This window comes from Sediminibacterium sp. (assembly GCF_051860225.1).
Taxonomy (GTDB): Bacteria; Bacteroidota; Bacteroidia; order Chitinophagales; family Chitinophagaceae; genus Sediminibacterium.
The window spans coordinates 923,231-935,622 of the sequence record NZ_JBHYEI010000001.1 but is presented as its reverse complement, the minus strand read 5'-3'; the positions used below and the strand labels follow the sequence as shown (position 1 = coordinate 935,622).

Here is a 12,392-nt window from a genome sequence, read left to right as displayed (position 1 = left end):
ATGATAGAGCATATTAAAGAAGGATTTGTAAAAGTAGACCGTGAACACGGAATCGCTACCATCGAATTTTTTCATCCACAAAGCAATTCATTGCCAGGAAAAATATTAGAAACTCTAGCAAAAGAAATATATAGTGAAGGCCTCAACCCAGACACCAAAGTAATTGTGTTGCGTTCTGGAGGTGAAAAAGTATTTTGTTCTGGCGCATCATTTGATGAACTATCTATGATTTCTTCTGAGGAAGCAGGTTTGAAATTTTTCAGCGGATTCGCCCATGTAATAAATGCCATGCGGACTTGCGGAAAAATTATTATTGCAAGAATTCAGGGTAAATGTATTGGGGGTGGAGTGGGGCTGGCTGCTGCTGCGGATTATGCTATTGCATGCGAAGGCGCCGATGTTAAATTAAGCGAATTAGCAGTAGGAATAGGGCCATTTGTTGTAGGACCTGCTGTCGAAAGAAAAATTGGTCTATCTGCATTCTCACAATTGACCATTGATGCGGTAACTTTTAGACCAGCAGACTGGGCTAGAAGAAAAGGGTTATTTGCAGAGTTACATCCAGATGTGGCAGGTATGGACGAATCAATTATTAGACTATCTACTACATTATCTCACTCCAATCCAGCTGCTTTGCATGAGTTAAAAACTATTTTCTGGAAAGGAACGGAACACTGGGATGAACTATTGAAAGAAAGAGCAGCCATTAGTGGTAGACTTATTTTAAGCGAACACAGCAAAGCCTTTATTCAACGATTTAAACAGAAACTTTCTTAAAGTGGTGAACTAAATGACTTTTGCTTTTTTAATAGTAAATATACGGGCGATATTAAAACCAAAATGGATATCGCCTTTTCCCCATTGACCATCTGTTTCATGAATAAAAGTTCTTTCTGTCATACCGGTAGAATTGGAGAAATGCATTTGAAATACATGCCCACCTGTTTCTATGTCTACCCCAATTGAAAGACTATTATAATAACCATTTAACTGTTGAAACTGGTAATAATATTCGCCAGTAATATTTACTCTTCTACTGATTCTGATTCTGGTAGCAATACCTAATGAGAAAAGATCATTGGGGTCGGTTGCTAAAGGAACATTATTATAATGAACCATGGTTGGCGTTAGCTGCAATGAAAAATAGTCATTGAATTTTTTAGCAATTAAAATTTGATTAAAATAACTAAATCGATCGGTGTAATAAAATCCTGCGCCAGCAGGATTATCAATTGTTTTCCAAATAACTCCTCCTGCATAGCTTATTGATAAAGGCATATTAATCTTACCAGTGCTTTGTCTTAATATTCTATACTTCACAAAACCGTCATATTGCTTTAGGTAAGTACTTCTTCCTATTCCAACCATTAATCTGCTATTAATACCATAATCTAATCCCATTCGCATGGAAGCCTGATCTAATCCAAATAAATTGTATCCGCCAGTATTAAGTCTACCAAAACGATGATTGATTTTTACATCTAACAACCCAGCACCGATATTTTCAATTGAATGTCCATTTACAATACGAGTGGTCTTAAATATTGCTGTGGTAATATCAGTAATGTTTTTTTCTTTTTCCTTTTCTTCTTTTTCCTGCATTTTAAATAAATCAACTTCTTGTGCTTCAAGCGCAACGGTACTTAAAATACAAATAACCAGAAAAAAGACTTGTCTTAGATTCAATTTCATAGCCCTATTTTAAAAATTACAATTGATTTGAATATTAGCTTCAGGAGCAATTTTTTCGCCGATATACGAACCACTGATTTTATAGTCAGCTAGTTTTACACTGAAATCACTCTTTAAAATTGCTTTACCAGATTTAACAGTAATAGTACCTGGGGTTTGAATTTTTTGATCAACGCCATGAATAGTAAGTACTCCATCAGCTATTACTTTATAAACCCCATCTACAGTAAAATTAACAGTAGCAATATTGGTGATATATCCTTTAAAACTTGCTTTAGGAAATTTGGTACTCTCTAAATAATTCTCATTAAAATGATCTTCCATTAACTGGTTTTCGAATCGAAAACCTTTTACTAGTAAGGCAAAAACAATTTGTCCATTAGAAGGAAGCATTTTACAATCAACCTGATTATTCACTGCTTCAATTTTTACTAACCCACCTGTTGCATTAAATTTTGCAACTCCAGATTTAGTAGATAACAATGATTGAGCGCTCACACAATGAGCTGAACTCATCAACAAGAATAAAAAAAGATATTTTCTCATAAACTAATTTTTAATTTGAATAAATGCATCCGTGATTACCACATCACTGGTAAATCCAATGCATACTCCTTTAATGTTAATTTTTTTATTAACCTCAACAGTATTATTTGCTTCTTTTAATGTGCAGAAAACTGCAGAAAAATCGTTGGCGCCATCAATAGTAATAGTAGTATTACCCTCTTGATTCTGACCAACCTCTTTCACAAATCCTTCTACCAATAATGCTTGGTTTAAATATTTAGTATTTGCTTCAGACTCATTGTTATTATAGGCACTTACCAGCTCCACTGCACTAATAGCAATCGCTTTCTCGTCGTTTATATTTCTTTTGTATTGTGCAGCATAAATAAATACATAATAAAGTATTGCAGCGACAATTAAAACAATAGAACTAATTATTATTATCCATTTTTTCATAGAAGATATTTAGTTGTTTAACATACCCGCATTAATCCAAACTTGAAATTTTGAAATATCACAAGCCGATAATTTTCCTCCTCCTTTTGGCATAGCAGAAGCTTGTCCATTTTGAATAATAGAGTTCATGAACTTACCACCCAACACCGAGGCCCTAACACCTGCGTAATTATCCAGAACAATTCCAGCGCCAGCTGCAGCTGTTCCACCATGACAACTATTACATGAAGCATTTAAAATGGGCATTAAGCTGGTACTAAATTTTATATTAGTTGTATCACATGTTGCAACAGCTGGATATACTAACTCGGCCTTATCATAATAACAAGCAGAAAAAAGTAATAAAGTAAAAAATAATAAAAACAAACTTCGCATAATTAAATTTTTATTGAGGCATACCTGCATTAATCCATTTTGTCATTTGCTTAATCTTACAAGCATCCATTGGATTGCCAATTGGCATTCGTTTAGCAGCAGGCAAACTAGGGGCATGATTAATGGCATCTAAGAATAATTGTTTATTTGCATTGATGTATGATTGTGTTGCAGCAAGTGTTCCTAAATAAACATTGCCCGAACCCGGAGCAACACCATGACAACCGTTACAGTTATTAGACAAGATGGTTTGAACAGAGGTAGTATAAGTAAACTTGGTAGTGTCACAGCTATTGACACAGTTGGTATTTAAAGCGCCTTGGTCTATCCATTTTTTTATTAAACTTATTTGTGCAGTACTCAAAGCAGGATAACCTCTTGGGGGCATTTCGCCTTTTGTAATTTCTTTATAGTATTTACTATTGGCTGCATCCCTAGGTTTAATGCCTTTCATGATTGAAGTATAATCGGTTGTTTGAACCCCGTCTGCTCTTGTATTGGCATTATGACAACCAGCACTGGCGCAGTAACTAACATAAAGAGGAAGGATATCATTTTGAAAACATACCGTATCAGAAACTGTAGTGCCTCCACCTGTTACTCCACCTTGTACAACAACTGGTGTAGGATTAATTGCAGAATTTAAAAATTCATGCTTACAAGCCAACAAGAATATTGTGGCCATTAAACTCGAAATTATTAGCTTTTTCATAATAGTCAATACACTATTATTGAAAAAGGGGTTGCCTCAAAAAATTATTTTTTTTGCTTGAAAATTGGCATGCGCAAATTAAAATACAGAGCAATAGTTCCAAGTTTATTGTGTCCTTCGCCCAGTTCTTCTAAAGGAAGCTTAAACATTGGTTCAATTTCTAGAACTAGATTTCGCTTTGTCTTAACAGATAAACCCGCACCAATAGTAAGGTTATTTAAAATATGCGACTCGCCAGCATCATCTGTATCATTGGCACTATTCCAAAGCAAAGGAGTATTTCCATTTAACAATAAATCATAGGTATATTGTTGTTTTATAAAAAACAAAGAAGACAATCCTACAGAAGAAATAAAGGAAACTTTTTTACTAGGCTGAGCAGTATATCTTAGTGATAGTGGCACTTCAAATACATGCAAATTGCCTTTCACATTTCTTAATTCTAAACTAGTATAACTGGGTAAATTAGGCGATGGCTTATACAAATACCCATCACCAGAAGCATTTACAGGGGTATAATTATACAACAAACCCGATCTGATACGCCATTTAGGAGATAACTGGTAATTGATTCCTACTCCTATCGTAAACCCAGGTTGATACAATGGTTGCACATTGGCCAATAGAAAATCAGGTGCAACGGTTAAATTCCATTCCCACTTAGAAGGTTTCTTTTCAGTAATTTCATTATTGATTTGCGCAATACTTGTATCCTCAGCTATTGGATTTTTACTTTCAACCTTTGAAGCTGTTGAATCAGTATGCATATTTACAAATTCATGCTTTACAGAATCTACTGTCTCTACCTGTTTTTGATGATTTTGATCGGGCACAATTGCTTGTAAATGCTTATTAGGATCACTATTTTCACTATTTTGTAAAGGTTCTTCTGTTGATTCAAATTTGGTTGCTGATTTAGATTCTTTATTTACTACAATTGGTGCTCTATTACCAGTGTAGTCGTTTTTATTTACAACAGACTTAACTGTATCAGCTGATTTTTTCCCTGTAAAGTATTTAGTAGCTCCTGTAATCAATAATCCGGCCATTAAAAAAATAAAGAACCAAAAAATAACAGGTCTTTTTTTTCTTTTTTGAGGCATTTCTAAATCTAATAATTCCTGCATCTTGTCCCAATTAGTAGAATTACTAATGGCGTCATCTGCTTCTTTTTCAAAAGCATTCTTGGCAAGATCTTCTATTGATTTTGAGTAGAATTTATCCATTCAATTTGCTTTTAGATGACAACAATAATTGTAAATGACGCTTGGCTTTAAATAAATTAGATTTAGAAGTTCCCTCATTAATGCCTAACAAGCTGGCAATTTCTTGATGAGTGTATCCATCAATGCAGTGCAAACAAAAAACAGTTTTATAACTTAAGGATAAACTCATTACCATTTGTATGATTTCTTGGTATCCCAATTTTTGAATAGATTCTTCATTAATTGCAGGTTCATATTGATTATGTTCGGTTATTTCCTCTAACGAAACAGTACTTGAAAAATATTTTCTAGAATAGTTAATACAATTATTAATTAATACTCTTTTAGACCAGCCTTTGAAAGCGCCTTCTGAAACAGCATAATTATGAATATCGTATTGTGCAATATTTTTAAATATTTTCATGAAGCCATCCATGACCAAATCTTCTACTAAGTTTACCTCATTTGCATACCTCTTACAAACAGTATAAGCATATCCTTGCAACCACTCATAAAGATCCCTTTGGCTTTGTCGATTATTATTTCGACAGCCATCAATTATATGCCTAATTTGCTCATCAGATAAACTCAAGCCTTGCTAATAATTAATCTATTCTGTTAATAATACAGCAAAGTTAGCATTCCGGTTGCCTACACTAAATATAATTTTGGCTGGAAATCAACGTATAACACCTGCAGCCCAACTAATTCCATAGGTTGCTTTGAGGTATTTTGCACGTAATTGAATCAGCTTCTCGGCAGTTTCAATTACTTTGTTTTCGCGAGTGTTCAGTAAAAACAAAGAGCTCTCCCCATTTTGGAATCGGAGGCTTTCCGCTTTTAACAAGGCCGTAAAACCGTTGTATGCTTGTTGTGCAGCCGCTATTTGTTCTTTTAAGAGTAAAGACTCTGCGTAGTAATTTCTGATCTTATTTGCCGTTGCCCATTGCTTAAGATTCAGCTCATAATTGGTTTCCGCAATTTTTAATTTTGCCTGTTTATAAGAGCCTTGTCCTTCGCGCAAGAAAATGGGTATTTTAAACTGCACTCCCCACACATAATTATTTTGTAGAAATGCACCGCCAAAATCTTTGAGCACATTGTATCCTCTATTTAAAATATTGGCTTTGATATTTAAAGAAGGTAACAAAGATTGAAGTTTTAATTTTCTTTCTACTTCAAGTGCATCTAACTCAAAAGCCAAACTTCTTAAACTGGGATTCTCTAAATTGGCCCTGTTGATTATATCATCTGGCTTATCAACCGTTAAATACATTTGAAACTGAACAGTATCAGGCACAAATTTTTCATTTAACAAATAAGCTGCATCATTTTCATTCCATAAAAAATTCGCTAATTCTAGTTGTGCGGCAGTTAATTTTACTTTAGCATCAGCTTGTAACATTTGAAACTGCTGCACTTGTGTAAGCGCTTCAATAGTATCAATCAATGCCCTATCTCCATTTTGATAAGCTAATTTAACCAGTCTAAAACGGTCTAAACTTACTTGCAAAAACTGTTTGTAAATACTATATAGTTTATAAGATCCAGCCCACTGCCAATATGCATTATATGCATCATACAGTAAGTCGTTCTGCATCTTCAATCGATCTTGTTCGCTTTGCTTGGTAAACAAAGTAGCTTGTTGCAAATTGGCCCTTCGTTGATCAATTAATAAGCCTTTTAATAAGGGCATTTCTAAACCCAAATAGCTACTTTGCCCTCGAGTAACTTGATTATTAAGAAACAAACCACCATTGTCTTCAAGTCCTGCCTTTATATCTAATCCCCCCAATTTAGTAGGAACTTTAAATTCAGGATTCGTATAGAAATAGTAATTCTTTCCATCAAATGTTTTTCTGCTGGCTTCCATTTCAATGGTGGGATCAAAACCACCTTTCGCGCTTAACAACGCAGCATTTGCTTTATCTACTTTTATATCAGCTTGCTTAGCAATAGGATGAAATGACCTAACCTGTGATATAAAAGCATCAGGGGTCAGTATTTGTGCATTTAACTGAACAGCCAAATTACAGCAAAAAATGAAGAGCATTTTTTTCATGGCTATTTCCCTTTTTTATCTTTTAAATCATTGCCTTGCATAGGCTGGTAATACTCTGGAGGGAATCCATTGATATTTCGCCATAATTCATATCCAATAGGTACATCTTTTAATAATGCAATTCCATTTGCACCGCCACCCATTCTTAATTGTCTTGGCCAAGGTTTTTCTCCAGGATCTTCAACCACTAGTAACCTGAATTTTCCATTATTACTTACAGAAGTTTCTACCGCAGCAACTCTACCACCAAAAGTTCCGTAGGAAGCAGCAGGCCATCCTGTGAATACAATTGCAGGAAACCCATCAAAAACAAATCGAATTTTTTGACCAATTGCCAATAAAGGCAAGTCCATGGGATCTGCAAATAATTCAACTGCATATTTAATTTTATCTGGAACAATTTCAACAATCATATCACCCTCTTTTACCATTTCGCCAATACCAGCTTTACGAGCTTTGGTAATTTGGCCGTCTTGCGGAGCAGTAATATAATAGAGCTTATTACGAATATCATAATTGCTATAGGCATTCTGCAATTTTGCTACATCTGCTTCGCCAGTTGCCATATTAGACAATGATCCAAATTGCTCCCCTTGTGCTTTTGCAATTTTATCTGTGTATTCTTGAATTGTCCCATTCTTTTCTATACGAATGGCAGTTAATTCCTGTTTGGATTGCAAAAACTTATTCTCAGCACTGATTTTTTTAGCCATTGCATTTTGGAAAGTAACTTTTCTTCTTTCGAAATCTACCAAAGAAATGACCCCACTATCCAACATATTTTTAGCAGCATCAATCTGTCTTTTCGCTACAGCTACTTCATTCATGACAGCACCTAAATCAATACTATCACTGATTACTTTTAAGTTTTGTTGGCGAAGTTTTACATCTAACTGATCTAACTTCAAATCTCGAGCTTCTTCCAAAGCATTGATTTGAGAAACAGCAGTTGCTGCTTTATTACCATAGCCTTCTACGGCAATTTGTTTTGCATCAATTTGTTTCTTAGTCCTATTAAGTAATTGAGGATCAAAATAATCTGTTTTTACCTCCCCAATTTGCATAATGGTGTCGCCTTTTTTTACAAAATCGCCTTCCTTTACATACCACTTTACTACACTACCAGCAAGAATGGTATTCAATTCTTGTGGACGATCCTCTTGTCTTAATGCAGTAACCGCGCCCTTGGCTCTTATATTTTGGGTCCAAGGCAAAAACAACACTACAACCAATAATATCAAAGAAGCCCATAGCCATTTCTTAACATTATTCTTATTCTGTATTCTATAAATATGCTGGTAAGAGTGAACTGGACTATTCTCTAAAGCATCTTCTATTACAGTACTGATAAATTTATTACTGTCCATAATTTTCATTTAAAAGTGGAGCAATAGTAGACCAATTACCAGATGCTTTAACAAAGCCATCTTTTAGGTAAATAATCTTGTTACAGCGAGCTGCAATTTCAACATCATTTGTTGCAATAATAACTGTTGCATTCTCTTCTGAAAATATATAGTCTTGAATATTTCGCTTATACGTTTTCTCTAAAAAATTAAGTGGCTCTTCTAATAATAAGAGTCTTTTCTTACCTAATAGTGCTCTCAACAATAAAATATCTTGGCGTATTTTACTATTCAATCGCTTTCCAGTTGGATCTAAAATAGTGTCATACCCTTTTGGTACACTCTGAACAAAAGAGGTTAATCCGCATTTATTTACCAAATCTGTTACTTCTTCATAACTAATTTCTTCACTGCCCATGGTAATATTTTCCCAAATGGTTCCGTGAAAAATATCCTGTTGGCTCAGTAATATTCCCGTTTGAGCTCTAACAGAATTTAAATTATAGTTCCCCATTGGCATGCCATCTAATAAAATGGATCCAGTAAAATTATTAAACGCCCCTGTCAGTAATCTTAAAATAGTAGACTTTCCAGATCCAGATTCACCCATTAAACAAACTTTATCACCTGGGTCTATATTTAAATTCAATCCTTCTAAGGCTTTTGAGTTATTTCCATAGGTAAATCCTACATTTTCAAATAATAATGATACTCCCTTATTGGTATCTGCCAATTTTACAGTGCCATGTTTTTCTATTTCACTTTCGGTTATTTTACTCAATTTCTCAACCGAAGTAAGCAAATCATACACTTTATCCATATTCAAAATCAGCTTCTCAACTGAAGCAATAATGCTTAAGATTACTATATCAGCAGCAATAAATTGACCAATATTAATTTGCTGATCTACTAATAATATAGCCCCAACTATTAACATAGCTGCGGTTATAACTACTTTAAATAAAATAAGACTCCAGTATTGGGTAAGAAGTACTTTAAAATAACTGGTTCTAGCATCTAAGTATTTAGTTACAATTCCATCTGTCTTTCGAATATTGAGCTTAGTACCTCGTGAATATTTAAATGATTTAATTACTCTTGCCATTTCTTCTAGCCAAGCAGCAGTAGCAAATTTTTGATCACTTGCTTCTATACTAGCCTGAAATCCGGCTGGCAAAGTATATCGCATGATTAAGTATACGATTAAGGTAAGTACCGCTCCAAACCCAATAAAAACGGGGTGATACATGGAAAGCAAAATCAGACCGAAGAAAATCTGAATAATAGCAGCAGGAACATCTAAGAGTAATTTCTCAACCGCTTTTTGCAATGAGACGGTATCAAAAAATCGATTAACTAATTCAGGTAGATAGTAGGCGTCTAATTTTTCAATATTCATTTTTGGTAACCGATCCGCAAACTCTAAGGAGTAACGAACAAATAATTTTTGCTGGATTTTTTCAGTTACTTGTAACTGTCTTACTTGTAAAAGTCCATAAATTAATACAGCAGCAACCACCAAAATAATTAGTATGACTATTGAGGTAGACAAAGAACCAGCCATTACGAATCCAATAATAGTTTGAATACCTAAAGGCATCGCTAGACTAAGAATTCCTGCAAGTATAGCAAATGCATATATGGAGGAAACATCTTTCTTGTCTAGACTTAAGAGCTCCAAGATCTTTCGAGCAGCTCCCATGGGTGAAACAGCATTCTTATTTTTTTCCATTGCGGGCAAATATTACAAGTATTGTACCTAAAGTAGGTTTAAAGTCAATAAGCTTTTGTGAAAGTAATCTTCTGGATATTCCTAATATGAATAATTCAGCTAAAACTTTCATTATAAATCATCAAATTCATAAATATCATCTATATGAGTGCCAGCGCTTAACTCATAAATTGGTTTAACAATGCCATCATGTAGGTCGTACACCCAGCCATGCAGGTCGGGTGCTTGTCGCTCTTTCCATGATTTCTGAATAATGGAGGTTTTGGCTAAATTTAAGACTTGCTCTTGAACGTTTAGTTCAATCATTCGATTCAATTGGGCATCTTCATTTTCAATTGCATCAATTTCGTCTCGATGAAAACGATGTACATCTTTAATATTTCGAATCCATTTGTTAATAATTCCAAAATTATGGTTAGTCATGGCTGCTTTTACTCCTCCACAACCATAATGACCACATACAATGATATGCTTCACTTTTAAAACCTCAACGGCATATTGTAAAACACTTAATAAATTAAGATCAGTATGAATGACCATATTAGCGATATTCCGATGTACAAATATTTCTCCAGGTTGTGTTCCAGTAATTTCATTTGCAGGTACCCTACTATCGCTACAGCCAATCCATAAAAAATCAGGCGACTGAACATCAACCAAGCGTTTAAAATAATCTGGATCGTCTTGTAATTTTTCTTTCGCCCAAGCTTTATTTTCTAGTAGTAAACGTTCATAAGAATTCATAAATAAAGATTATGGCTGTTTAAATAATAAATGGGTGGGTTGATAATTTCCTTTTTTGATAGAAACAGAAATACCTCTTGAGGGGGCAATACTGATAAAATCATTGATCTCTTCTATGATATCCTTATCAATAAAATCTGCTCTGGTAGCATCAATAATTACGTTTGAATTGGGAGGAAAAGACTCTAGGTGTTTTTTAACGATGGGCTTATTCAAAAAGGAAACATCTTTTCTTAATCGGATTAAAAAATTATTATTATCACTTGCTACCAATATGGCCGATCTAAAATTACTCCTAACTAAATAGAATAAGCTTACTAATATACCAATTACTATACCTGTAAGCATGTCAGTAAATAAGATCGATAGTACAGTTGCCAAAAAGGGCATGAACTGATCCAAGCCTTTGGCATAAATAGCTTTGATTTCATTAAAGTTGACCAATTGAAATCCAGTGTATAATAAAACAGCTGCAAGAGCAGACAAAGGAATTTTACTCAAGACAGCAGGAATAAATATCACACAGAATAGCAACAAGATTCCATTAAAAATGGTAGAAAATTTTGATTTTGCACCTGATTTCACATTTACCGAACTTCTAATAATTACAGAAGCAAGTGGCAGCCCGCCTATTAAGCCTGATAAAATATTTCCTATCCCTTGTGCTTTCAATTCTTGGTTAGTTGGAGTGATTCTTTTTAAAGGATCTAATTTGTCAACTGCTTCAATAGCCAAAAGTGTTTCTAAACTTGCTATAACTGCTAACGAAAAAGCAGTTACCCAAACAGAGGGATTGGTTATATGATTAAATTGAGGTAATGTAAAAAAAGTAAAGAAATCAGTAAAACTTTTTGCTATTGGGAGATTGACCAAATGCGAAGGAGCTAAGATAAATTCTGATCCGAAAAAGGGTAGAAAATAAGTGAGTGAAAGTGCTATTAAAACAACCAATAATGGACCCGGTAATCCCATAGAGAAATTATTCTTTTTAACCAGTTTGCTTTGCCAAATCAATAAAGTAAAAAGACTTATCAATCCAATGATAAATGCAGAAGTATTTATTGAAGTAAATGCATAAGAAATCTCCGTAAAAGTATTGTGTTGGTCGTTTTGTAAAAATCCTTCATCGCCTTCAAAGTCTGCATCATAACCTAAAAAATGAGGCACTTGTTTTAATATCAAAATCAGTCCAATTGCCATAACCATTCCTTTGATTACTGAATTAGGCACATAATGTGCAATTACCCCCGCTTTTAAATAACCAAAAATTAGCTGGAAAACACCTGCTAAAACAACCGAAACTAAGAAGGCTTCGAATGAACCAAGATTACTAATTCCAACTACAACTATTCCTGTTAAAGCAGCAGCTGGCCCCGAAACACTCAGTTGTGATCCGCTTAAAAAACCAACAACAATTCCACCTACAATACCAGCAATAATACCTGAAAACAAAGGTGCCCCAGAGCCTAAGGCAATTCCTAGGCAAAGGGGCAGCCCGATCAGCAATACAACAATAGAAACTAAAATATCTGATGCTGTATGCTGTAGATTTTTTTTCATT

13 protein-coding genes are annotated in these 12,392 nt (G+C 34.4%); 1 reads left to right on the top strand and 12 read right to left on the bottom strand.

Annotated features, from left to right (window positions below; translation table 11 throughout):
• The gene (locus ACTIEI_RS03945) at positions 1 to 777 is read left to right on the top strand and encodes an enoyl-CoA hydratase/isomerase family protein (RefSeq protein ID WP_439504981.1); all 777 of its coding nucleotides are present in this window, start codon (positions 1 to 3) and stop codon (positions 775 to 777) included.
• A 9-nt stretch (positions 778 to 786) separates the two neighbouring features.
• Here the strand turns inward: ACTIEI_RS03945 and ACTIEI_RS03940 are convergent, their stop codons facing one another.
• The 12 genes from ACTIEI_RS03940 to ACTIEI_RS03885 form a co-directional block, all read right to left on the bottom strand.
• Positions 787 to 1,692, bottom strand: coding sequence for a DUF5777 family beta-barrel protein (locus tag ACTIEI_RS03940; protein WP_439504980.1), 906 nt, complete (start codon positions 1,690 to 1,692; stop codon positions 787 to 789).
• Positions 1,693 to 1,701: 9 nt separating this feature from the next.
• Positions 1,702 to 2,238 carry a YceI family protein gene (locus ACTIEI_RS03935; protein ID WP_439504979.1) on the bottom strand — a complete coding sequence of 179 codons (537 nt, stop codon included), beginning with the start codon at positions 2,236 to 2,238 and terminating at the stop codon, positions 1,702 to 1,704.
• A 3-nt stretch (positions 2,239 to 2,241) separates the two neighbouring features.
• Positions 2,242 to 2,655, bottom strand: coding sequence for an OB-fold protein (locus ACTIEI_RS03930; protein WP_439504978.1), 414 nt, complete (start codon positions 2,653 to 2,655; stop codon positions 2,242 to 2,244).
• Positions 2,656 to 2,664: 9 nt separating this feature from the next.
• Positions 2,665 to 3,030, bottom strand: coding sequence for a c-type cytochrome (locus ACTIEI_RS03925; RefSeq protein ID WP_439504977.1), 366 nt, complete (start codon positions 3,028 to 3,030; stop codon positions 2,665 to 2,667).
• Positions 3,031 to 3,040: 10 nt separating this feature from the next.
• Entirely contained in the window at positions 3,041 to 3,715 is a 675-nt protein-coding gene (locus tag ACTIEI_RS03920) for a hypothetical protein (protein WP_439504976.1), read from the bottom strand.
• A 71-nt stretch (positions 3,716 to 3,786) separates the two neighbouring features.
• The gene (locus ACTIEI_RS03915) at positions 3,787 to 4,968 is read right to left on the bottom strand and encodes an outer membrane beta-barrel protein (RefSeq protein WP_439504975.1); all 1,182 of its coding nucleotides are present in this window, start codon (positions 4,966 to 4,968) and stop codon (positions 3,787 to 3,789) included.
• Positions 4,961 to 5,539, bottom strand: coding sequence for an RNA polymerase sigma factor (locus tag ACTIEI_RS03910; RefSeq protein WP_439504974.1), 579 nt, complete (start codon positions 5,537 to 5,539; stop codon positions 4,961 to 4,963). The genes ACTIEI_RS03915 and ACTIEI_RS03910 overlap by 8 nt, the downstream gene beginning before the upstream one ends.
• Positions 5,540 to 5,626: 87 nt before the next feature.
• Complete coding sequence (locus ACTIEI_RS03905; RefSeq protein WP_439504973.1) at positions 5,627 to 7,009, bottom strand: TolC family protein; 1,383 nt, start codon at positions 7,007 to 7,009, stop codon at positions 5,627 to 5,629.
• Between the two features lie 2 nt (positions 7,010 to 7,011).
• Positions 7,012 to 8,376: an HlyD family secretion protein gene (locus ACTIEI_RS03900; protein ID WP_439504972.1), complete on the bottom strand. Its 1,365-nt coding sequence runs from the start codon at positions 8,374 to 8,376 to the stop codon at positions 7,012 to 7,014.
• Complete coding sequence (locus ACTIEI_RS03895) at positions 8,366 to 10,087, bottom strand: peptidase domain-containing ABC transporter (RefSeq protein WP_439504971.1); 1,722 nt, start codon at positions 10,085 to 10,087, stop codon at positions 8,366 to 8,368. The genes ACTIEI_RS03900 and ACTIEI_RS03895 overlap by 11 nt, the downstream gene beginning before the upstream one ends.
• 111 nt (positions 10,088 to 10,198) lie before the next feature.
• Positions 10,199 to 10,831, bottom strand: coding sequence for a carbonate dehydratase (gene can / locus ACTIEI_RS03890; protein WP_439504970.1), 633 nt, complete (start codon positions 10,829 to 10,831; stop codon positions 10,199 to 10,201).
• A gap of 9 nt (positions 10,832 to 10,840) precedes the next feature.
• The gene (locus ACTIEI_RS03885; RefSeq protein ID WP_439504969.1) at positions 10,841 to 12,391 is read right to left on the bottom strand and encodes a SulP family inorganic anion transporter; all 1,551 of its coding nucleotides are present in this window, start codon (positions 12,389 to 12,391) and stop codon (positions 10,841 to 10,843) included.
• Position 12,392: the final 1 nt, after the last annotated feature.

What these genes read in the sequence shown, in the direction of transcription:
- ACTIEI_RS03935 (WP_439504979.1), bottom strand. Translation starts at nt 2,238, where the DNA reads ATGAGAAAATATCTTTTTTTATTCTTGTTGATGAGTTCAGCTCATTGT.
- ACTIEI_RS03940 (WP_439504980.1), bottom strand. Translation starts at nt 1,692, where the DNA reads ATGAAATTGAATCTAAGACAAGTCTTTTTTCTGGTTATTTGTATTTTA.
- ACTIEI_RS03885 (WP_439504969.1), bottom strand. Translation starts at nt 12,391, where the DNA reads ATGAAAAAAAATCTACAGCATACAGCATCAGATATTTTAGTTTCTATT.
- can (WP_439504970.1), bottom strand. Translation starts at nt 10,831, where the DNA reads ATGAATTCTTATGAACGTTTACTACTAGAAAATAAAGCTTGGGCGAAA.
- ACTIEI_RS03895 (WP_439504971.1), bottom strand. Translation starts at nt 10,087, where the DNA reads ATGGAAAAAAATAAGAATGCTGTTTCACCCATGGGAGCTGCTCGAAAG.
- ACTIEI_RS03900 (WP_439504972.1), bottom strand. Translation starts at nt 8,376, where the DNA reads ATGGACAGTAATAAATTTATCAGTACTGTAATAGAAGATGCTTTAGAG.
- ACTIEI_RS03915 (WP_439504975.1), bottom strand. Translation starts at nt 4,968, where the DNA reads ATGGATAAATTCTACTCAAAATCAATAGAAGATCTTGCCAAGAATGCT.
- ACTIEI_RS03905 (WP_439504973.1), bottom strand. Translation starts at nt 7,009, where the DNA reads ATGAAAAAAATGCTCTTCATTTTTTGCTGTAATTTGGCTGTTCAGTTA.
- ACTIEI_RS03930 (WP_439504978.1), bottom strand. Translation starts at nt 2,655, where the DNA reads ATGAAAAAATGGATAATAATAATTAGTTCTATTGTTTTAATTGTCGCT.
- ACTIEI_RS03945 (WP_439504981.1), top strand. Translation starts at nt 1, where the DNA reads ATGATAGAGCATATTAAAGAAGGATTTGTAAAAGTAGACCGTGAACAC.
- ACTIEI_RS03925 (WP_439504977.1), bottom strand. Translation starts at nt 3,030, where the DNA reads ATGCGAAGTTTGTTTTTATTATTTTTTACTTTATTACTTTTTTCTGCT.
- ACTIEI_RS03920 (WP_439504976.1), bottom strand. Translation starts at nt 3,715, where the DNA reads ATGGCCACAATATTCTTGTTGGCTTGTAAGCATGAATTTTTAAATTCT.